This window comes from Cellulomonas sp. ICMP 17802 (genome assembly GCF_041295535.1).
GTDB lineage: Bacteria > Actinomycetota > Actinomycetes > Actinomycetales > Cellulomonadaceae > Cellulomonas.
Map to the genome: position 1 here is coordinate 251,199 of NZ_JBGFQZ010000002.1, position 18,697 is coordinate 269,895.

The 18,697-nt window shown below is 73.8% G+C and carries 21 protein-coding genes and 3 tRNA genes; 14 read left to right on the forward strand and 10 right to left on the reverse strand.

The window, feature by feature from the left end; genetic code table 11:
• Positions 1–87: 87 nt before the first annotated feature.
• Both purL and rsgA read left to right on the forward strand, forming a co-directional pair.
• Positions 88–2,451: a phosphoribosylformylglycinamidine synthase subunit PurL gene (purL, locus tag AB5970_RS04800; protein ID WP_370502766.1), complete on the forward strand. Its 2,364-nt coding sequence runs from the start codon at positions 88–90 to the stop codon at positions 2,449–2,451.
• Positions 2,452–2,520: 69 nt separating this feature from the next.
• Positions 2,521–3,561 carry a ribosome small subunit-dependent GTPase A gene (rsgA, locus tag AB5970_RS04805; protein WP_370502767.1) on the forward strand — a complete coding sequence of 347 codons (1,041 nt, stop codon included), beginning with the start codon at positions 2,521–2,523 and terminating at the stop codon, positions 3,559–3,561.
• Here the strand turns inward: rsgA and AB5970_RS04810 are convergent.
• Positions 3,558–4,460, reverse strand: a complete 903-nt coding sequence (locus AB5970_RS04810; protein ID WP_370502768.1) for a hypothetical protein — start codon at positions 4,458–4,460, stop codon at positions 3,558–3,560. The two genes, rsgA and AB5970_RS04810, sit on opposite strands and share 4 nt — an antisense overlap.
• Before the next feature lies 1 nt (position 4,461).
• Positions 4,462–5,076, reverse strand: a complete 615-nt coding sequence (locus AB5970_RS04815) for a hypothetical protein (RefSeq protein ID WP_370502769.1) — start codon at positions 5,074–5,076, stop codon at positions 4,462–4,464.
• Positions 5,077–5,295: 219 nt separating this feature from the next.
• Between AB5970_RS04815 and AB5970_RS04820 the strand changes: the two genes are divergently transcribed.
• From AB5970_RS04820 to purM, 7 genes are all read left to right on the forward strand, one after another.
• Positions 5,296–6,615 carry a glycoside hydrolase family 6 protein gene (locus AB5970_RS04820; protein ID WP_370502770.1) on the forward strand — a complete coding sequence of 440 codons (1,320 nt, stop codon included), beginning with the start codon at positions 5,296–5,298 and terminating at the stop codon, positions 6,613–6,615.
• Positions 6,616–6,720: 105 nt separating this feature from the next.
• Entirely contained in the window at positions 6,721–7,185 is a 465-nt protein-coding gene (locus AB5970_RS04825) for a hypothetical protein (RefSeq protein WP_370502771.1), read from the forward strand.
• A gap of 339 nt (positions 7,186–7,524) precedes the next feature.
• Positions 7,525–7,764: a hypothetical protein gene (locus AB5970_RS04830; protein WP_370502772.1), complete on the forward strand. Its 240-nt coding sequence runs from the start codon at positions 7,525–7,527 to the stop codon at positions 7,762–7,764.
• Positions 7,765–7,782: 18 nt separating this feature from the next.
• Positions 7,783–8,163: a sterol carrier family protein gene (locus AB5970_RS04835; protein WP_370502773.1), complete on the forward strand. Its 381-nt coding sequence runs from the start codon at positions 7,783–7,785 to the stop codon at positions 8,161–8,163.
• A 25-nt stretch (positions 8,164–8,188) separates the two neighbouring features.
• Positions 8,189–8,572, forward strand: coding sequence for a histidine kinase (locus tag AB5970_RS04840; protein WP_370502774.1), 384 nt, complete (start codon positions 8,189–8,191; stop codon positions 8,570–8,572).
• Positions 8,573–8,622: 50 nt separating this feature from the next.
• Positions 8,623–10,170, forward strand: coding sequence for an amidophosphoribosyltransferase (purF, locus tag AB5970_RS04845; RefSeq protein ID WP_370502775.1), 1,548 nt, complete (start codon positions 8,623–8,625; stop codon positions 10,168–10,170).
• Entirely contained in the window at positions 10,167–11,288 is a 1,122-nt protein-coding gene (gene purM / locus AB5970_RS04850) for a phosphoribosylformylglycinamidine cyclo-ligase (protein ID WP_370502776.1), read from the forward strand. The genes purF and purM overlap by 4 nt, the downstream gene beginning before the upstream one ends.
• Before the next feature lie 97 nt (positions 11,289–11,385).
• Here the strand turns inward: purM and AB5970_RS04855 are convergent, their stop codons facing one another.
• Positions 11,386–11,598: a DUF3073 domain-containing protein gene (locus AB5970_RS04855; RefSeq protein WP_370502777.1), complete on the reverse strand. Its 213-nt coding sequence runs from the start codon at positions 11,596–11,598 to the stop codon at positions 11,386–11,388.
• 491 nt (positions 11,599–12,089) lie between these two features.
• Here AB5970_RS04855 and AB5970_RS04860 point away from each other — a divergent pair, with 491 nt between their 5' ends.
• Positions 12,090–12,299, forward strand: a complete 210-nt coding sequence (locus tag AB5970_RS04860) for a BldC family transcriptional regulator (protein WP_370502778.1) — start codon at positions 12,090–12,092, stop codon at positions 12,297–12,299.
• Between the two features lie 136 nt (positions 12,300–12,435).
• Here the strand turns inward: AB5970_RS04860 and AB5970_RS04865 are convergent, their stop codons facing one another.
• From AB5970_RS04865 to AB5970_RS04890, 6 genes are all read right to left on the reverse strand, one after another.
• The gene (locus tag AB5970_RS04865; protein WP_370502779.1) at positions 12,436–12,744 is read right to left on the reverse strand and encodes a DUF3618 domain-containing protein; all 309 of its coding nucleotides are present in this window, start codon (positions 12,742–12,744) and stop codon (positions 12,436–12,438) included.
• Entirely contained in the window at positions 12,741–13,151 is a 411-nt protein-coding gene (locus AB5970_RS04870; protein WP_370502780.1) for a phage holin family protein, read from the reverse strand. The genes AB5970_RS04865 and AB5970_RS04870 overlap by 4 nt, the downstream gene beginning before the upstream one ends.
• 80 nt (positions 13,152–13,231) lie before the next feature.
• On the reverse strand, positions 13,232–13,672 hold the full coding sequence (locus AB5970_RS04875) for a phage holin family protein (RefSeq protein WP_370502781.1): 441 nt from the start codon (positions 13,670–13,672) through the stop codon (positions 13,232–13,234).
• A 115-nt stretch (positions 13,673–13,787) separates the two neighbouring features.
• Positions 13,788–13,860, reverse strand: a tRNA-Phe gene (locus AB5970_RS04880).
• Between the two features lie 56 nt (positions 13,861–13,916).
• A tRNA-Asp gene (locus AB5970_RS04885) sits at positions 13,917–13,990 on the reverse strand.
• 38 nt (positions 13,991–14,028) lie between these two features.
• Positions 14,029–14,101, reverse strand: a tRNA-Glu gene (locus AB5970_RS04890).
• 137 nt (positions 14,102–14,238) lie between these two features.
• Here AB5970_RS04890 and AB5970_RS04895 point away from each other — a divergent pair.
• Genes AB5970_RS04895 through AB5970_RS04905 form a run of 3 tightly spaced genes read left to right on the forward strand, consistent with a single transcriptional unit; the run spans position 14,239 to position 16,439 of the window.
• Positions 14,239–14,592, forward strand: coding sequence for a metallopeptidase family protein (locus AB5970_RS04895; RefSeq protein ID WP_370502847.1), 354 nt, complete (start codon positions 14,239–14,241; stop codon positions 14,590–14,592).
• A 2-nt stretch (positions 14,593–14,594) separates the two neighbouring features.
• Positions 14,595–15,506 (forward strand): cation diffusion facilitator family transporter, encoded by a 912-nt coding sequence (locus AB5970_RS04900; protein WP_370502782.1) that lies wholly within the window; start codon positions 14,595–14,597, stop codon positions 15,504–15,506.
• 21 nt (positions 15,507–15,527) lie between these two features.
• Positions 15,528–16,439, forward strand: a complete 912-nt coding sequence (locus AB5970_RS04905; RefSeq protein ID WP_370502783.1) for an LLM class flavin-dependent oxidoreductase — start codon at positions 15,528–15,530, stop codon at positions 16,437–16,439.
• Between the two features lie 3 nt (positions 16,440–16,442).
• Here the strand turns inward: AB5970_RS04905 and galE are convergent, their stop codons facing one another.
• Positions 16,443–17,402 carry a UDP-glucose 4-epimerase GalE gene (gene galE, locus AB5970_RS04910; protein WP_370502784.1) on the reverse strand — a complete coding sequence of 320 codons (960 nt, stop codon included), beginning with the start codon at positions 17,400–17,402 and terminating at the stop codon, positions 16,443–16,445.
• Between the two features lie 171 nt (positions 17,403–17,573).
• Between galE and AB5970_RS04915 the strand changes: the two genes are divergently transcribed.
• Positions 17,574–18,695, forward strand: a complete 1,122-nt coding sequence (locus AB5970_RS04915) for a polyprenyl synthetase family protein (RefSeq protein ID WP_370502785.1) — start codon at positions 17,574–17,576, stop codon at positions 18,693–18,695.
• The last annotated feature ends 2 nt before the right edge of the window (positions 18,696–18,697 follow it).

Here is an 18,697-nt window from a genome sequence, read left to right on the forward strand (position 1 = left end):
GCGACGTCTGCCGACGTCGGCTGGGCCTGCCGCCGCCACCGGGCCGGCGAGCACCGGCCGAGCCACGGGTCTCCACCGAGGGAATCGATGACCACCGCACCTGCGCGCGCCCCCCAGACCGACACCGTCGACGTCGCCGCCGCGACCCCGGACCAGGAGCAGCCGTTCGCCGAGCTGGGCCTCAAGCCGGACGAGTACCAGCGGATCCGCGACATCCTGGGCCGCCGCCCCACGGCCGCCGAGCTCGCGATGTACTCGGTCATGTGGTCCGAGCACTGCTCGTACAAGTCGAGCAAGAACCACCTGCGCCAGTTCGGCGACAAGACCACGGACGCCATGAAGGAGCACCTGCTCGTCGGCATCGGCGAGAACGCGGGCGTCGTGGACATCGGCGACGGCTGGGCCGTGACGTTCAAGGTCGAGTCCCACAACCACCCGTCGTACGTCGAGCCGTACCAGGGCGCGGCCACGGGCGTCGGCGGCATCGTGCGCGACATCATCTCGATGGGCGCCCGCCCGGTCGCCGTCATGGACCAGCTGCGGTTCGGTGCGGTCGACCACCCCGACACCGCGCGCGTGGTGCACGGCGTCGTCGCCGGCGTCGGCGGCTACGGCAACTCGCTCGGCCTGCCCAACATCGGCGGCGAGCTCGTCTTCGACGCCTCCTACCAGGGCAACCCGCTGGTCAACGCCCTGTGCCTCGGCGTCCTGCGGCACGAGGACATCCACCTGGCCAACGCCTCGGGCGCGGGCAACAAGGTCGTCCTCTTCGGCGCGCGGACGGGCGGCGACGGCATCGGCGGTGCCTCGATCCTGGCCAGCGAGACGTTCGACGACACCAAGCCCTCCAAGCGCCCGTCCGTGCAGGTGGGGGACCCGTTCATGGAGAAGGTGCTCATCGAGTGCTGCCTCGAGCTCTACGCCGCGCGCGTGGTCGAGGGCATCCAGGACCTGGGCGCCGCGGGCATCTCGTGCGCGACCAGCGAGCTGGCCTCGAACGGCGACGGCGGCATGCACGTCGACCTCGAGAACGTGCTGCTGCGCGACCCCACCCTGACGGCCGGTGAGATCCTCATGTCGGAGTCGCAGGAGCGGATGATGGCCGTGGTCCGGCCGGACCAGCTCGACGAGTTCCTGGCCATCACGCGCAAGTGGGACGTCGAGACCGCCGTGATCGGCGAGGTGACCGGCACGGGCCGCCTCACCATCGACCACCACGGCGAGCGGATCGTCGACGTCGAGCCGCGCTCGGTCGCGCACGACGGCCCGGTCTACGACCGCCCGTACGCGCGTCCGGCGTGGCAGGACGGGCTCAACGCCGACACCGCCGCGTCGCTCGCGCGTCCTGCCACGAACGCAGAGATCCGCGCGACGGCGCTGCAGCTCCTGGCCAGCCCCAACCTGGCCTCCAAGGCGTGGGTGACCAACCAGTACGACCGCTTCGTGCAGGGCAACACTGCGCTCGCGCAGCCCGACGACTCGGGCGTGATCCGGGTCGACGAGACCACGGGCCTGGGCGTCGCGCTGGCCACGGACGCCAACGGCCGGTACGCCAAGCTCGACCCGTACACCGGCGCGCAGCTGGCCCTGGCCGAGGCGTACCGCAACGTCGCCACGACGGGCGCCCGCCCGCTCGCGGTGACCGACTGCCTCAACTTCGGCAGCCCCGAGCACCCCGACTCCATGTGGCAGCTGGTCGAGGCCATCCGCGGCCTGGCCGACGCGTGCCAGGTGCTCGAGGTGCCCGTGACCGGCGGCAACGTGTCGCTCTACAACGGCACGGGCGAGCCGGGGCTCATCGACTCCGCCATCCACCCGACGCCGGTCGTCGGGGTCCTGGGCGTGCTCGACGACGTCGCCGACGCCACCCCGTCGGGCTGGACCGCGCCTGGCCAGGCCGTCTACCTGCTGGGCACCACGCGTGCCGAGCTCGACGGCTCCGCCTGGGCGGACGTCGTGCACGGCCACCTCGGCGGGCTGCCGCCGGCCGTGGACCTCGCCGCCGAGCGCCGGCTCGCCGCGGTGCTCACGCACGCGAGCCGCGACGACCTGGTCGACGCCGCGCACGACCTCTCGGAGGGCGGCCTGGTCCAGGCCCTCATCGAGTCGAGCCTGCGGTACGGGGTCGGCGTGCAGGTGTCGCTCGACCCGATCTGCGAGCGCGACGGCGTCACGCCGTTCGAGGCGCTGTTCTCGGAGTCGACCGCCCGCGTGCTCGTCGCCGTGCCGCGCTCGGAGGAGGTCCGCCTGGTGGACCTCTGCACCGCGCGCGGCGTCCCGGCGCTGCGCCTGGGCGAGACCGCCGAGTCGTGCTCGCCCGGCGCCGGCACACCGGTCGACGAGTCCGACCACGTGCACGGGCCCGCCGTGGAGGTGCAGGGCCTGTTCACCCTGCCGCTCGACGAGGCGCGCGAGGCCTTCGAGAGGACGCTCCCGAGCTACTTCGGCTAGCCACCGCTCGCGCGGAGCGGCGCGCTAATTCCGTGGTTCCCTCCCACGACCCGGTCCTACCGTCGAGGCGTGCCAGCCGCTCTCTCCCCCGACCACGTCCGCGTGGTCCGCGCCGACAAGGGCGCGGTCCTCGTGCTGTCCGCGCCCGAGCTCATGGCGGCCGCGACGCCCCGCCGGGTGACCATCGACCGCGACGGGCTCGTCCCGACGCAGGACGGCGACCGGCTGCCGCCGACCGTGGGCGACTGGCTGCTGGTCGACGACACCGACGGGGGCCCGCACGCCCGGACGCTCGCCCCGCGCCGGACGGCGCTGGTGCGGGACACGGCGGGTGGGACGTCCCGCGTCCAGGCTCTCGCCGCCAACATCGACGTCGTGCTGGTGGTCGAGCACCTCGACCCGGACCCGCAGCTGGGCCGCGTGGAGCGGCTGCTGACGCTCGCGTGGCGCTCGGGTGCCCGGCCGGTCGTCGTGCTCACCAAGGCGGACCTGGTGCCGGACCCGGCCGGCATGGCCGAGGAGGTCGCGGCGGTGGCGCTCGCGGTCGACGTGCACGCGGTCAGCGTCCCGACGGGTGAGGGCCTCGAGCCGCTGCGCGCGCTGCTGGTCCCGGGGACGACGCTCGTCGTCGTCGGCCCGTCCGGCGCCGGCAAGTCGACGCTGGTCAACGCCCTGGCAGGCCGCGACGTCATGGCCACCGGAGGGCGACGGACGGACGGCCGCGGCCGGCACACCACCACGCACCGTGAGCTCGTCCGGCTGGCCGGCGGCGCGATGCTCATCGACACCCCCGGCATCCGCGGCGTCGGCGTCGTCGCGGACGGGGACGCGCTGGACACCACGTTCGCGGACCTCGCGGAGCTGGCCCTGAGGTGCCGGTTCGCGGACTGCCGCCACGCAGGGGAGCCGGGGTGCGCCATCCAGTCGGCGCTGGACAGCGGGGAGCTGAGCGAGCGTCGGTACGAGAGCTGGCGCCGGCTGGCGCGCGAGGCCGCGTACCAGTCGCGGCGGACCGACGCCCACCTGGCCGCGCAGGAGAAGCGCCGGTGGAAGCAGCAGACCCGTCAGTACCAGCGCGGCCTGCGCGGCCCGGGCAAGCCGCGCGGCTAGCCGGGGGGCACGTTGACGAACTGGAACTGCAGCCGGACGTCGGCCGTGCGGGGCACCATCAGCGTGGTCGCGCTCGCGGACCACGCGGACGGCACCAGGAACATGGCGGTCGGCCCCTGCACCAGCAGGTGGAGGCCCCGGTACCGGTAGCGGGGCTGGTCGGTCAGCGCCGCGCACGCCGGGTCGGGGGCGTCGCCGGTGGTCCAGCACAGGTCCTCGGGCGCGGCGACGGTGTTGCGCAGGTGCAGGTCGCCGGGGCTGTCCAGGATGACGGCGGGCAGCTGGTCGAGGTTCCGGGCCGTGAGCTGCGCCTGCCCGCGGCCCGACCAGTCGGCCGTGATCGAGACGGCCCAGAACGCGGCGGCCACCACGAGCACCCACAGGCCCGCGACGATCCCTGGCGCGCGCGTGGTGGCGTACCCGAGGGTCAGCGCGCCCACCGCGGCGCCGACCCCGATGAGCACCGCCGAGACGAGCGACAGGTACGGCCACGCCCCCCACCAGGCGTAGGCGACGAGCAGCACCAGGCCGGCGCCGAGCACGACGCAGCCGCCGGCCACCCACACCCGGGCCGCGCGCCGGACGCGCGCCTCGCCCCCGCCGACCGACCGGGCCTCGCGGGCGCGGGCGTCGATCCGGCCGTGCAGCGCGACCACCGCGACCGAGACCACCGTGAGCACCAGGAGCGGGACCAGCAGCGGCTGCGGGCTGCGCATCACGTAGTCGCGCGGCGTGAGCCCGATGGTGTCCACGTCGACCCCGAAGTACGCGTACTGCGACCGCGTGAACACGTAGCCGAAGTAGAAGAGCAGCGCGGTGACCAGCGTGACGGGCGCGGCGATCTGCGTCGCCAGCGTGAACCACCCGGGCAGCGCGCGGCCGCTCGGGGTGGTGGCCACGTCAGCCGTCCCCGTTGGTGACCGGGAAGCTCTCGAGGTCGAGGTCGGGCGACACGTCGGGTGCCGCGCCCAGGGCCGTGGCGGCGTCGTCGCAGTCCGCGGTGGTGGCGGGCTCGACGCACGCGAACGTGCCCTGCATGCCGACGAGCGCGTGGGCGCCGGCCTCCGCGGTCGGTCCGGCGTCGCGGGCGAAGCCGACCAGGCAGCCGGTGTCGTCGACCGTGATCACGGCGCCGATGCACGCCCGGCCGCTCTGGCCCGTGCATGCGTCGGGGTAGGGCGACCAGGTGGCCGGCTGGACCTCGGCGTGGGCGATCGTGAACGACATCCCGACGGCGAGCTGCGGCGTGCCCGGCCCGCCCCACGTCCAGAACAGGCAGACGGTGCCGGCCTCGACGGAGGCGGCGGAGCCGGTCCCGGCGACCGCGGTGGTGAGCACCGGCAGGGCCTCGCCCGTCTCCCGCGGCTGCTCGACCTCGCCCGAGCCCTTGGTCGGCGCGACGTCGCCCGCCTCCGCGGTGGCCGGCGGCTCCTGCTGGGGAGCGGTGGGTGCGCCGCTGCACCCCGTGAGCGCCAGGGCGAGCGTGAACGCGGCGAGCAGTCGTCGGAGCAGCATGACCACACCTCCGGCACGGCAGCCGGGTGCCTCACCGCGCCACCTCCCAGGATGGCCGCGAACGGGCGCCGAGACGAGCCCCCCGCGCGCGGAAGCGCATCGACGACCCGGATCCGGTGGCTCAACGATTCGGTCGCGCCCGAGCGCTCGCCACGCCGGCCCGGGTCCGGTTTCCTCGTCGGGACCGCTGCACGTCAGCCGCCCCGAGGAGACCCGCTCATGCCCACCCGCCGAAGCGCGACCGCGCTGCTCGCCGCCGCGGCCCTCGCCGTCGCCGGCCTCACCGCCGTCACCGCCAGCGCCGCGCAGGCCGCCGGCGGCTGCAAGGTCGAGTACCGGATCACCAACCAGTGGCAGGGCGGCTTCGGCGCCGACGTGACCGTGACCAACCTGGGCGACCCGGTGAGCGCGTGGACGGTCGGCCGGTCCTTCGGCGCGGGCCAGAGGATCACCTCGCTCTGGAATGGCACGGCCACGACCAGCGGAGCCGCGGTCTCGGTCGCGAGCCTGCCGTGGAACGGTACGGTGCCGACGAACGGCCGGACGAGCTTCGGGTTCAACGCCTCGTGGAGCGGCACGAACCCGGTCCCCGCCGCGTTCACCATGAACGGCACGCCGTGCACCGGCACGACGCCGACGCCGACACCCACGCCGACGACCACACCGACCCCGACACCGACCGTGACCACACCCCCCACCGCCAGCCGGTTCTACGTCGACCCCACCACGCAGGGCTACCGCGCGTGGCAGGCGGCCTCCGGCACGGACAAGACGTTGCTCGCCAAGATCGCCCTGACCCCGCAGGCGTACTGGGTGGGCAACTGGGCCGACCCCGCGCACGCCAAGGCCGAGGTCGCCGACTACACCGGCCGCGCGGTGGCCGCCGGCACGACCCCGATGCTCGTGGTCTACGCGATCCCGGGCCGCGACTGCGGGTCCTACTCCGGCGGCGGCGTCGCCGAGAGCGCCTACGCGGCCTGGATCGACACCGTCGCCTCCGGCATCCAGGGCAACCCGTACGTGGTCCTCGAGCCGGACGCCCTCGCGCAGCTGGGCGACTGCGCGGGCCAGGGCGACCGCGTGGGCTTCCTGAGGTACGCCGCGAAGTCGCTGACGCTCAAGGGCGCCCGGGTCTACATCGACGCCGGCCACGCGTCGTGGTTGCCCGTGAGCACGGCCGTGAGCCGCCTCAACCAGGTCGGCTTCGAGTACGCGGTGGGCTTCGCGCTCAACACGTCGAACTACCAGACCACGGCGGCCTCCAAGGCCTACGGCCAGCAGATCTCGCAGCAGCTCGGCGGCAGGAGGTTCGTCATCGACACCTCCCGCAACGGCAACGGCTCGAACGGCGAGTGGTGCAACCCGCGCGGCCGGGCGCTCGGCGAGAGGCCGACCCTGGTGAACGACGGGTCGGGTCTCGACGCCCTCCTGTGGGTCAAGCTGCCCGGCGAGTCGGACGGCACCTGCAACGGCGGGCCGGCCGCGGGCGCCTGGTTCCCGGACATCGCCCTCGAGCTGGCCCGCAACGCGGCGTGGTGACCGCCTGACGACGGGCCCGCGGGGATCCCCGCGGGCCCGTCGGCGACCGGGTGACGTCCGGCCGATGCAGGGCCGCGCGGCTGCGGCGCGGGGCACGATCGCGGGATGAGAACACCGCTCGCGATCGTCGCCGTCGTGGCGCTCGCCGCCGGCTGCGCGAGCGGGGAGCGCCCGGAGCCCTATGACGACGCCGCCGACTGCAACCACCTCTACACGCGCGGGGATCCCGGGCTCGGAGCGGGTTTCGGGTACTCCGAGGAGCCGCACCCGTTCGGCACGCCGGTCCCGGTGACGGTCTGCGTCCCGGGCGGTGGAGGCACGGTCCGCCTGTGGGCCGAGGGTTCCGGCGTGACGATCACCCCCGAGGCCGGCTGGGCGCCGGAGGGCGGCCCGTCCGGGCTGAGCCAGGTCGCCTTCGAGATTACGGTCGAGCCGGGAGCAGCGGCCGGGCTCCGGGTGGAGGCGACCGGCATGTCCTACGGCGGACCCGGCGTCGTGACCGACGACGAGGCCGGGACGTGGCGGCTCGATGTGTGGGGCGACCGTTACTTCGACCGACGTCACCCGTAGCTCACGCCCATGAGCTGGCGGACGTCACGGATCGTGGCGTCCGCCAGCTCGTTGGCGCGCGCGTTGCCGGCCGCGAGGATGTCGGCGACCAGGCCCGCGTCCTCCGCGAACAGCGCGCGGCGCGCGCGCAGGGGCGCCAGGTGCTCGACGAGTGCATCGGAGACGCTCGGGGGCAGGACGACCGCGGGCTGCGTCTACTGCAGCCGGCGCCAGGTCGTCGAGGACAGGCGGCGCGGGTAGCCCGCCGCGCCGGGGGGTGGAAGCGGCCCGCTGCATCAGCCGTCGGGTGCGCGGACTCCTTCGGACGTCCACCGGAACCGCATCCTGCTGGAGCGCCCCATGAACCTGCCCGCCGACCCCAGGCACCCCGTCCTGCACCTCGAGCGGTACGACATCGACGACGCCGTCGCCATCGACCGGGCCGCCGTCACCCTGGGCCTCACCCCGTTCGACGGCGCGGCGCCGCTGCTCCTCCTCACGCCCCGCCAGCCCGGGGCTCCCGGGGGGCTGCTCGCCTTCTACGCGCCGGGTCGCTGGGACTGCACCAGCGAGCGGTCGCTGTCGGTGCGGGCGGCCTGAGCCGGGCAGAATCGCTGCATGCCGCCGCGCCGACGCACCGACCCCGCCGACGGGCGCGCCGCGCTCGCGGTCTGGCGGGCGGACCCGGCCGGCGTGCCCACGGCGGCCCGGCGCACCGCGGTCCGGTTCACGCTCGAGGAGCTGGCCGAGGTGGCCCCCGGCAACGCGGTCGAGGTGCGGGTCCCGCCCGACGGTGCGGTGCAGGCGGTGGAGGGACCTCGTCACACCCGGGGCACCCCGCCCAACGTGGTCGAGACCGACGCGCAGACCTGGCTCGCGCTGGCCACCGGCGGGCTGACCTGGGAGTCCGCGACGGCCGACGGGCGGATCCGGGCCTCGGGGGAGCGCGCCGACCTGCGCGAGTGGCTGCCGCTGCAGGCAGCCCGGGACCGCGGGTGAGCCGCCGCTGACCTAGGATCACGGGGTGCCGAACGACCCCCAGCCCGACGACGCTCCCGTGCCCGACGCGGTCGCGCGCGACGCCCGCGGCGTCCCGATCCCGTCGGAGCAGGAGCTCGCCCAGGTGGCGCAGCCCGCCACGGTCCGGCACGCCCCGAAGTTCGGCGCCTTCATCACCGCGGGCGCGCTCGTCGGGATCGTCGTGGGCCTCGTGCTCACCGCCGTGATCCAGCCCGAGATCCCGCGCGCCGCGGACGGCTCCGGCTTCATCTCGTTCCTCGACGGCGAGGGTGCCGTGCGCACGTGGATGGTCGTCGCCGGCGCGGTGCTCGGCGGCTTCGTCGGCGGCCTCGTCGCGATCCTGGCCGACCGCCGCAGCGTGCGGCGCGCCCTGCCCGCCGACGACTGACCCGCGGACGCGGGGGTCGCCCACGCCGACGCGTGTGCGACCATGGTGACGTGGCCCCCCGCGCAGACGGACGTCTGAACCACGACCTCCTCCCCAACGAAAAAGGCCCCCAGGACGCTTGTGGCGTCTTCGGTGTGTGGGCTCCTGGCGAGGAAGTCGCCAAGCTGACCTACTTCGGCCTGTACGCGCTGCAGCACCGCGGCCAGGAGTCGGCGGGCATCGCCACCTCCAACGGCCAGCAGCTGCTCGTCTACAAGGACATGGGCCTGGTCTCCCAGGTCTTCGACGAGACCGCGCTGAACGCCCTGCAGGGCCACATCGCCATCGGGCACGCGCGCTACTCGACCACCGGTGGCAGCACCTGGGAGAACGCGCAGCCGACGCTCGGCCCCACGTCGGCCGGCACCGTCGCGCTCGGGCACAACGGCAACCTCACCAACACGGCCGAGCTGGTCGACCTCGTCGCCGAGCGCTACGGCAGCCAGCGCCGCGGCGAGCTCGCGCGTGGCAACACCACGGACACCGCGCTGATCACCGCGCTGCTGGCCGGCGACCCGGACCACACCCTCGAGGCCACCGCGCTCGAGGTGCTCCCGCGCCTGCGCGGCGCGTTCAGCCTGGTCTTCATGGACGAGCACACCCTCTACGCCGCCCGCGACCCGCAGGGCGTGCGCCCGCTCGTGCTCGGCCGGCTCGAGCGCGGCTGGGTGGTGGCCAGCGAGACGCCGGCCCTCGACATCGTCGGCGCGTCGTTCGTCCGCGAGATCGAGCCCGGCGAGTTCATCGCGATCGACGCCGACGGCCTGCGCAGCAGCCGGTTCGCGCCGGTGGACCGCGCCGGCTGCGTGTTCGAGTACGTCTACCTGGCCCGCCCCGACACGTCGATCGCGGGCCGGTCCGTGCACGCCGCGCGCGTCGCGATGGGTCGCCGCCTGGCCGTCGAGCACCCCGTCGAGGCCGACCTGGTCATCCCGGTGCCGGAGTCGGGCACCCCCGCGGCCGTCGGGTACGCCGCCGCGTCCGGCATCCCGTTCGGCCAGGGCCTCACCAAGAACGCCTACGTCGGCCGCACGTTCATCCAGCCGTCGCAGACGCTGCGCCAGCTGGGCATCCGGCTCAAGCTCAACCCGCTCAAGGACGTCATCCGCGGCAAGCGCCTGGTGGTCGTCGACGACTCGATCGTCCGCGGCAACACCCAGCGCGCGCTCATCCGGATGCTCCGCGAGGCCGGGGCGGCCGAGGTGCACGTGCGGATCAGCTCCCCGCCGGTCAAGTGGCCGTGCTTCTACGGCATCGACTTCGCGTCCCGCGCGGAGCTCATCGCCAACGGCCTGGGGGTCGACGAGATCGCCGCGTCCCTGGGCGCCGACTCGCTCGGCTACATCTCCCCGGAGGGCATGATCGCCGCGACCGAGCAGCCCGCCTCGCAGCTGTGCGCCGCGTGCTTCACGGGCCAGTACCCGATCGAGCTGCCGCCGGACGACCGGCTCGGCAAGTTCCTGCTCGAGCAGAACGAGCTGCCGCTCGGAGCGCCTGAGGACGGGCTCCTCTCGATCGTCCCCAGCGCCGGTGGCGCGGGCGCCCTGGACCACCCGTGAGCGGCGCGCAGGTGACCTACGCCGCGGCGGGGGTCGACACGGAGGCCGGCGACAAGGCTGTCGAGCTGATGAAGGACGCCGTGCGCGCGACGCACGGCCCGCAGGTGCTCGGCGGGGTCGGCGGGTTCGCCGGGCTCTACGACGCCAGCGCGCTGCTGACCTACCGCAAGCCGCTGCTGGCCACGTCGACCGACGGCGTCGGCACCAAGGTGGCGATCGCGCAGGCGCTCGACATCCACGACACCATCGGGTTCGACTTGGTGGGCATGGTGGTCGACGACATCGTCGTGGTCGGTGCCAAGCCGCTGTTCATGACCGACTACATCGCGTGCGGCCGCGTGGTGCCCGAGCGGATCGCGGGCATCGTGCGCGGGATCGCGGCGGCGTGCTCGGTGGCCGGGACCGCGCTGGTCGGCGGCGAGACCGCCGAGCACCCGGGCCTGCTGGGTCCCGACGAGTACGACGTGGCCGGCGCGGCGACCGGAGTGGTCGAGGCCGACCAGCTGCTGGGCCCGGAGCGCGTGCGCGCCGGCGACGTGCTGCTCGCGCTGGGCTCGAGCGGCCTGCACTCGAACGGCTACTCGCTGGTGCGCAAGGTGGTCTCGGTCGCGGGCTGGTCGCTGGACCGCCACGTCGACGAGCTGGGCCGCACGCTGGGCGAGGAGCTGCTGGAGCCCACCCGCGTCTACGCGAGCGACTGCCTGGCGCTGGCCGAGCGTGCCGGTGTCGACGGCCTGCACGCCTACAGCCACGTGACCGGCGGGGGGCTCGCGTCGAACGTCGCGCGGGTGCTGCCGCAGGGCCTGGTAGCCGACATCGATCGCGGCGGCTGGACGCTGCCGCCGGTGTTCTCGCTGGTCCAACGCCTCGGTCAGGTCCCGTGGACCGACCTCGAGGGCACGCTCAACCTCGGCGTGGGCATGGTGGCGATCGTCGCGGCCGGTGCCGTGGACGGGGTGCTCGCGCACGCCGCCGAGCTGGGCCTGCCGGCCTGGGAGCTCGGGACCGTGCGGGATGCCGACCCGACCACCGACGTGCCGGGTGCGCCCGGCTTCGTCGCGGGCACCAAGGGCGTGCACGGCGGGGCCGTCCAGCTCACCGGGTCCTACCGGGTCTGACCCGGTCCGACGGCACGCGCACACACGCGCGCACCACCCCGAAGGATGGTGCGGAGCGTGTGCGTCCCCTACGCCTCAGCGCAGGTGGCGAGAACAATCAGCGATCGTCGTCCGACCAGCGTCGGTAGTCGTCGCTGTCGTCGTCAGTGTCCGTGTCCACAGCCGCGCGAGGGCGGTTGTCGGTCACGACATCGTTGTGGCCGTGCGACGTGAGCTCCTGCTCGAGAGCTCGGTAGTTGGTCTCCGGGCTGAAGTACTTCAGCTCCCGGGCCACCTTCGTCTGCTTAGCCTTCTGACGGCCGCGCCCCATGGCATCGACCCCCTCTTACGTGGATGCGGGGCGGCTCCGTGCTGACACGTGCGGCCCCGGGGTGCTGAATCGTCTCTTCGTGGGGCAACGGTACATGCTCGTTCGGTATTCCGACCACTCGCCGGTGGGCGACACGCGTCACGTGACGGCCCGACGAGCCGGACCGTTGTCCAACGCCCGGTGGACACGCCCGAGCGCGTCGGCGTGTATGACCGATTGGTCGGGTTTAGGCTGGTGCGGTACCCGCGAGACCCTGCTGTATGAGAACTTCATGAGAGCCGTGTGAAGGTTCGTTACCGGACCGTGTCACAGAATGCGCTGTCTGCGGCTTTCGTTCATGCTAGTGGGGCGATGTCACGTTTGCGGGTCTCTGCCCGTAGGCTGGCCAGATAGAGAACGTTTCACACCGCTCGACCGCACCACCCGCACCTTGAACTGGCCGGGGTTCCGACGGATCGGACCCTCAGGCCGCACGTTGCCAGGAGGCAGCTATGAACGCACACGCCACCGAGTCCGAAGCACTGCTCACGCCCTCCGAGGTCGCGACGCTGTTCCGGGTCGACCCCAAGACCGTCACCCGTTGGGCGAAGGCCGGGAAGCTGTCCTCGATCCGCACGCTGGGGGGCCACCGTCGGTACCGCGAGTCCGAGGTGCGCGACCTGCTCAACGGGATCCCGCAGCAGCGTCCGTCGGACGGCTGAACGACCCTCACGCCAGGCCGAGGCCCGTCGACCCTTCTCGACGCGCCCTCGGCCGTTTCGTACCCGGACGCAGGCCGCCCGCGCGCGACGGCGACCCCGACGGCGCAAGGACGCGCCCGCGGAGCCGCCGTGCGGCTCAGTGCCTGCGGCGTCCGGCCGCCACCGCCACCGCGAGCAGCGCTGCCACGCCCGCCGCGGCGCCGCCGAGCACGGCGAACGCCTTCTTGCGGTCCGCGGGGTCGGCCTGGCTGTTGGTCGCGTCCACCCACAGCTGCCGGCCCGACTCGACCGCCCGGCCGGCCTGGGCCCGCGGGTCCAGGCGGGAGACCAGCTCGTCGACCGTCGAGGCCAGCTGGGCGCGGGTCGCGGCGAGCTCGGCCTCCAGCGCCACCATCTCGGGCGTGCTGAACGGGGGCTGGGGCTTCTGGTCCTTCTCGTCGCTCATGACTGGAACCCTGCCTTGAGTGCGTCGATGTCCTGCTGGACGTTCTCGATGGCCCTGGTCGGCGTGGGCGGCGATCCGGCCTTGATCCGGTTGATGCCGATGAGCACGAGCACGACGACCACGAGCAGCAGCGCGACCGTGACGATCAGCGCGGCCAGCCACAGGTCGAGCCAGAGGTCCAGCACGATGATGGCCGTGGCGATCCCGGCGCCCAGCATGTAGAGCGCGAGCAGCGCTCCCGCGGCGACGAGTCCACCGCCGACGCCGAGCCGCTGGGCCCGGCCGGTGATCTCGGCCTTGGCCAGGTCGATCTCCGCGCGGACCAGCCGCGCGGCCTGCTCGCTGAGGTCGGACACGAGCTGGCCGAGCGACTTCTCGTCGCCCGGCGGTCCCGACTGTGTGGTCATGGGGTAGGGCCTCTCGTCTGCACGTCCGTAGGGCACCCAGTCTGGTGGTCCGCGATCGGGTGCGCGAGAGGTGGGACCGGTCAGTCCTCCCAGGGGTGCACCTGCTCGCCCGCGGGGTGCACGGGCTCGTGGATGCGGACCACGGAGACGGCAGGCCCCGGGGGCAGCCGACGCTTGGCCCAGGCCGCGATCCCGCCGCCCACGAGCAGCAGCGCGACGCCCACCAGGAGCGCGGACAGCCACGGGTCGACGGCGTGCGCCAGGCCCAGGACCGCGGAGGTGATCAGCAGGGCCAGGCCGAAGAAGCTGAGCAGGGCGGCCGCGGCGAACCCGAGGGCGGACGGGCGGACCTCGATGGCGCGGGCCCGGACGCTGCGCGTGACGGCGTCGATCTCCGACTGGACAGCCTCGCGGACGTGGTCCTCGACCTGCTCGAACTTCTCCCGCGCCCGGTCCGCCAGCGGCTCGGTGAAGCGGTCGAAGAAGCTGCGGGGTCGGTCGGCTCCGGGGGTGCTGGCCATGGGTCCTCCTCGTACGGCATGCGGTGGACCCAGCCTAGGAGCAGAGGCCCTGGTCGCAGAGTTGCCGCGCGCACGACGAAGCCCCGCTCCGGTGATCCGGGCGGGGCTTCCGAGGTGGCCACTGGCAGGGTCGAACTGCCGACCTTTCGATTTTCAGTCGAACGCTCTACCAACTGAGCTAAGTGGCCGAAACGACGCGGCCCGGCCTCTGCTGTTCGCAGAACTGCTGACCGGGCGTATCGAGCGACCCCGACGGGACTTGAACCCGCGACCTCCGCCGTGACAGGGCGGCGCGCTAACCAACTGCGCTACGGGGCCTTGGTGAAGCTGCAAGGCCTTGATGCTGTTCCTGCTCGTACCCCCAACGGGATTCGAACCCGTGCTACCGCCGTGAAAGGGCGGGGTCCTAGGCCGCTAGACGATGGGGGCTTGTCCAACGCGAACATCCAACCCCCAACGCCGAGGCGCCGGATGACCGGTGATGAGCATACGGGGTGTTCGGCCCGAACTCCAAAGTGGCCGACCGTGGCCACCGTCACGTCGTCATGAGCAGGCAGGATGGTGCCATGGTCGACATGTCGCGGGACGAGTTCGAGGACGCCGTGCGCGACGCGCTCGACGAGATCCCCGACGAGCTGGCCGCGATGATGGACAACGTCGTCGTGCTCGTGGAGGACGACGCGCCCGAGGGGGAGGTCGAGCTGCTGGGCCTGTACGAGGGCACGCCGCTGACCGAGCGGGGCGAGTTCTGGGCCGCCGGTTCCCTGCCGGACCGGATCACCATCTTCCGGCTCCCCACGCTGGCGGTCTGCGACGACCGCGCCGAGGTCGTCGAGGAGGTGGCGGTCACCGTGGTGCACGAGATCGCGCACCACTTCGGCATCGACGACGACCGGCTGCACGAGCTGGGCTGGGACTGACCGTGGGCCACGACCACAGCCACTCGACGGCGGCGCAGGCCCATCGCGGCCGGCTGCTCGCCGTCCTCGTGCTCACGCTCGTCATGCTGGTGGTCGAGGTCGTCGGCGGCCTGGTGTCCGGGTCGTTCGCCCTGATCGCCGACGCCGGGCACATGCTCACCGACGCCGCCGGCGTGGGGCTCGCGCTCGGCGCCACGGCGCTGGCGGCCCGGCCCGCGACCGCGGCCCGCACGTTCGGCTGGCAGCGCGCCGAGATCCTCGCCGCGCTGGCCAACGGGCTGGTCATCGCGGTCGTCGGGATCGGCGTGATCGTCGGCGGCGTGAGCCGGCTGCTGACGCCGCGGCCGGTCGAGGCCGGTCTCATGCTCGCGGTCGCCGCCGTCGGGCTGGTGGCCAACGCGGTCGGGCTGGTCCTGCTGAGCCGGGGGCAGAGCGAGTCGCTCACCGTCCGGGGCGCCTACCTCGAGGTGCTGGGGGACCTGCTCGGGTCCGCCGCGGTGGTGGTCGCCGCGGTGGTCGTGCTGACCACCGGGTTCACGCGGGCGGACGGCATCGCGTCGGTCGTCATCGGTCTGATGATCGTGCCGCGGGCCGTCGCGCTTCTGCGCGAGGTCGGGACCGTGCTGCTCGAGGCGACGCCGCGCGGGGTGGACCTGGACGCCATCCGGTCGCACATCTGCGGGGTGCGCGGCGTGCTCGGCGTCCACGACCTGCACGCGTGGACGATCACGTCGGGCGTCCCGGTGCTCTCGGCGCACGTCGAGGTGCCCGACGAGCTGCTGTCGCGCGGCGAGGCCGGCCGCGTGCTCGACGACCTGCGGCACTGCCTGGCCGGGCACTTCGACGTCGACCACTGCACGTTCCAGCTGGAGCCGCCGTCCACCACGGGCAGCGAGCACCACGCGCACGCCTGACGGGCGCATAGGGTCGGGGCCATGGTTGCTGTGGGGATCGTGCTGCTGCCGCAGGAGCGGTGGGCGTCGGCTCGTCGCAAGTGGCAGCAGGCCGAGGAGTGGGGCTTCGACCACGCGTGGACGTACGACCACCTGGCCTGGCGGACGCTCGTCGACCAGCCGTGGTTCGCCACCGTGCCGCTGCTCGCCGCGGCCGCCGCCGTCACCGAGCGGATCGGGCTGGGCACGTGGGTGGCGTCGCCCAACTTCCGGCACCCGGTGCCGTTCGCCAAGGACGTGATGGGTCTCGACGACGTCAGCGGCGGCCGGTTCCTGCTCGGGATCGGTGCGGGCGGTGAGGGGTTCGACGCCTCGGTGACCGGCGACCCGCCCTCACGCGGGGAGCGGACGCGGCGGTTCGAGGAGTTCGTGTGGCTGATGGACTCCCTGCTCCGGCAGGACGTCACCGACCACGACGGCACGTTCTACCGGGCCCACCAGGCGCGGATGATCCCCGGCACGCTGGCCCGCCCGCGCACCCCGTTCGTGGTCGCCGCCAACGGACCGCGGGCCATGACGCTGGCCGCCCGCTTCGGGCAGGGCTGGGCCACCTACGGTCCCGCGTACGCGACCGAGGACGTGCCGGCGGACCCCGTCGCCGCGCAGGAGCAGTGGTGGGCCGGGCTCGCGACGATGCTCGAGCAGCTCGACGGCATCGAGGCCGGTGCGCGGCCCGCCGGCGAGCCCCCGCTGCGCCGGTATCTCAGCCTGGACGGCGCGCCGATCTTCTCGATGACGTCGCTGGACCTGGTGACCGGGGGCATCGAGCGCGCGGCCGCGCTGGGCTTCACGGACGTCGTGGTCCACTGGCCGCGCGCCGAGGGGATCTACGCGGGCAGCGAGGCCGTCCTCGAGGGCCTGGTGGAGGCGCTGCCGAGGCTGCAGTCGCTCTAGGGGTCAGTGCGCCTGGCGGGCGTCCCACGCGCTGGTGACCATCTCGAGCAGCGTGTGGCGCATGCGCCAGCCGAGGTCGCGGGCGGCGAGCTCGCCGGAGGCGACGATGCGGGCCGGGTCGCCCGGACGGCGGGGGGCGGTCTCGGGCTCGAACGGGATGCCCGTGCCCTCGGCCATCGCGGTCATGATCTCCCGGACGGAGACGCCCTCGCCCGAGCCCAGGTTGTAGACGGGCTCCAGCGCCGTGCCGGCCGCGAGGGCCTGCGCGGCGGCCACGTGGGACTCGGCCAGGTCCGCCACGTGGATGTAGTCGCGGACGCAGGTGCCGTCCGGCGTCGCGTAGTCGGTGCCGTTGATGCGCGGGGTGCGGCCCTGCGCCAGGGCCTCCAGCACCAGCGGAAAGAGGTTGTGCGGGCTGGTGTCGTACAGGTCGGGCGTGGCCGACCCGACGACGTTGAAGTACCGCAGCGAGGTGTGGCGCAGGCCGGCCGCGCGGCCCTGGTCCCGCAGCAGCCACTCGCCGATCAGCTTGGACTCGCCGTACGGGGACTCCGGGGTGGTCGCCGTGGCCTCGGTGACCAGGTCGACGTCCGGGGTGCCGTAGACGGCGGCCGACGACGAGAACACGATCGCGTCGACGCCCTGCGAGGCCATCGCCTCGAGCAGGTGGGCCGTGCCGGTGACGTTCTGGTCGTACGTGTGCAGCGGGCGCTCCACCGAGACGCCGGCGTACTTGAAGCCGGCCAGGTGCACCACGCCGACCACGCCGTGCTGCGAGAGGGTGTCCGCCACGAGGTCGGTGTCCAGGATCGAGCCCTCGACCAGCGGCACGCCGTCGGGCACGAAGCCCCGGTGCCCGCTGGAGAGGTCGTCGAGCACGACGGTCTCCAGGCCGACCTGCCCGAACGCGCGCACCACGTGCGACCCGATGTACCCGGCACCCCCGGTGACCAGCCATGTCATGCGCCTGAGCGTACCGACACCTGGTGGGCGCTCCGTGCATCCGTGGAGGGCCCTCGGACCGAAGGGTGCTCGACAGGCGTGCGCGACGGGGGCTCCCTGATGCGCGCGCGGGAATGCTCAATAGGCTGAGGATTCCCCGCAACGGGTTCCAGCAGCAGGGACGGAGGCGTGATGCATCCAGAGTCGCGGGTGACGGACCGGCGGGAGCTGCCCGAGGTGCGGGCGGCGGACGAGGCTGACCTGGCGCAGGCGGTCGAGCGCGCGATGGCGACGACGGCGGCCGTGCTGCAGGGCTTCGTCGAGTCGCGGGTGCGGGTGGCCGCCGACCGCTCCGACGCGGCCGCGCAGCTCTGGACGGACCTGGCCGGGGTGGTGGGCGGCAAGCTCATGCGGCCGCGGCTGACGGTCGCCGCGTACCTCGGGCTCGGCGGCACGGACCTGGAGGTGGTGGCCCCGGTGGCCGCCGCGATCGAGGTGCTGCACACGGCGATGCTGGTGCACGACGACCTGCTCGACCACGACGAGGTCCGGCGCGGGCGGCCCAACGTCGCGGGCGCCGCGCGCGCCCGACTGGCCGGGCGCGGGCTCGACCAGCGGGCCGTGGCCGACCAGGTGCTTGCGGCCGGGCTGCTGGCCGGCGACCTGGCGATCACCTCCGCGTTCTCGCTGGTGGCACGGGCCCCGGCGGACCCCGCGGTCCTGCTGCGGGTGGTCGGGCTGCTGGCGGAGGGGATCGAGACGACCGTCGTCGGCGAGCTGCTGGACGTCACGGCGTCGCTGAGCCCGCCCCGGGACGTCGACGCGCTCGCGGTTGCGGAGCTCAAGACGGCCGCGTACTCGGGCTGCCTGCCCCTCGTGGTCGGGGGCCTACTGGCGGGCGTGGACGACGCGCAGACGGGTCGGCTGGGTGGGGTCGGGTCCGCGCTCGGGGTGGCGTTCCAGCTCACCGACGACGAGCTCGGGGTGTTCGGGGACCCGCAGGTGACCGGCAAGTCCGTGCTGTCCGACCTGCGCGAGGGCAAGCGGACCGAGCTGCTGCGCCGCTCCTACGCGCTCGCAGACGAGGCCGGGTGCGCCGTGCTGGACGCGCACGTCGGCCGGCCCGACCTCGACGAGGCGGGGGCCGCGGCGGTGCGCGCGGTGATGGTGTCGAGCGGCGCGCTGGACCAGGTGCGCGAGCTGACGCGGCGGACGGGCCTGCGCGCGCGGGAGCTGGCGGTGGCCGGGCTGCCCGAGCCCCTGGGAGGCTACCTTGTGGGCGTCGTCGACGATCTGGTCGGACGGGGCCACTGAGT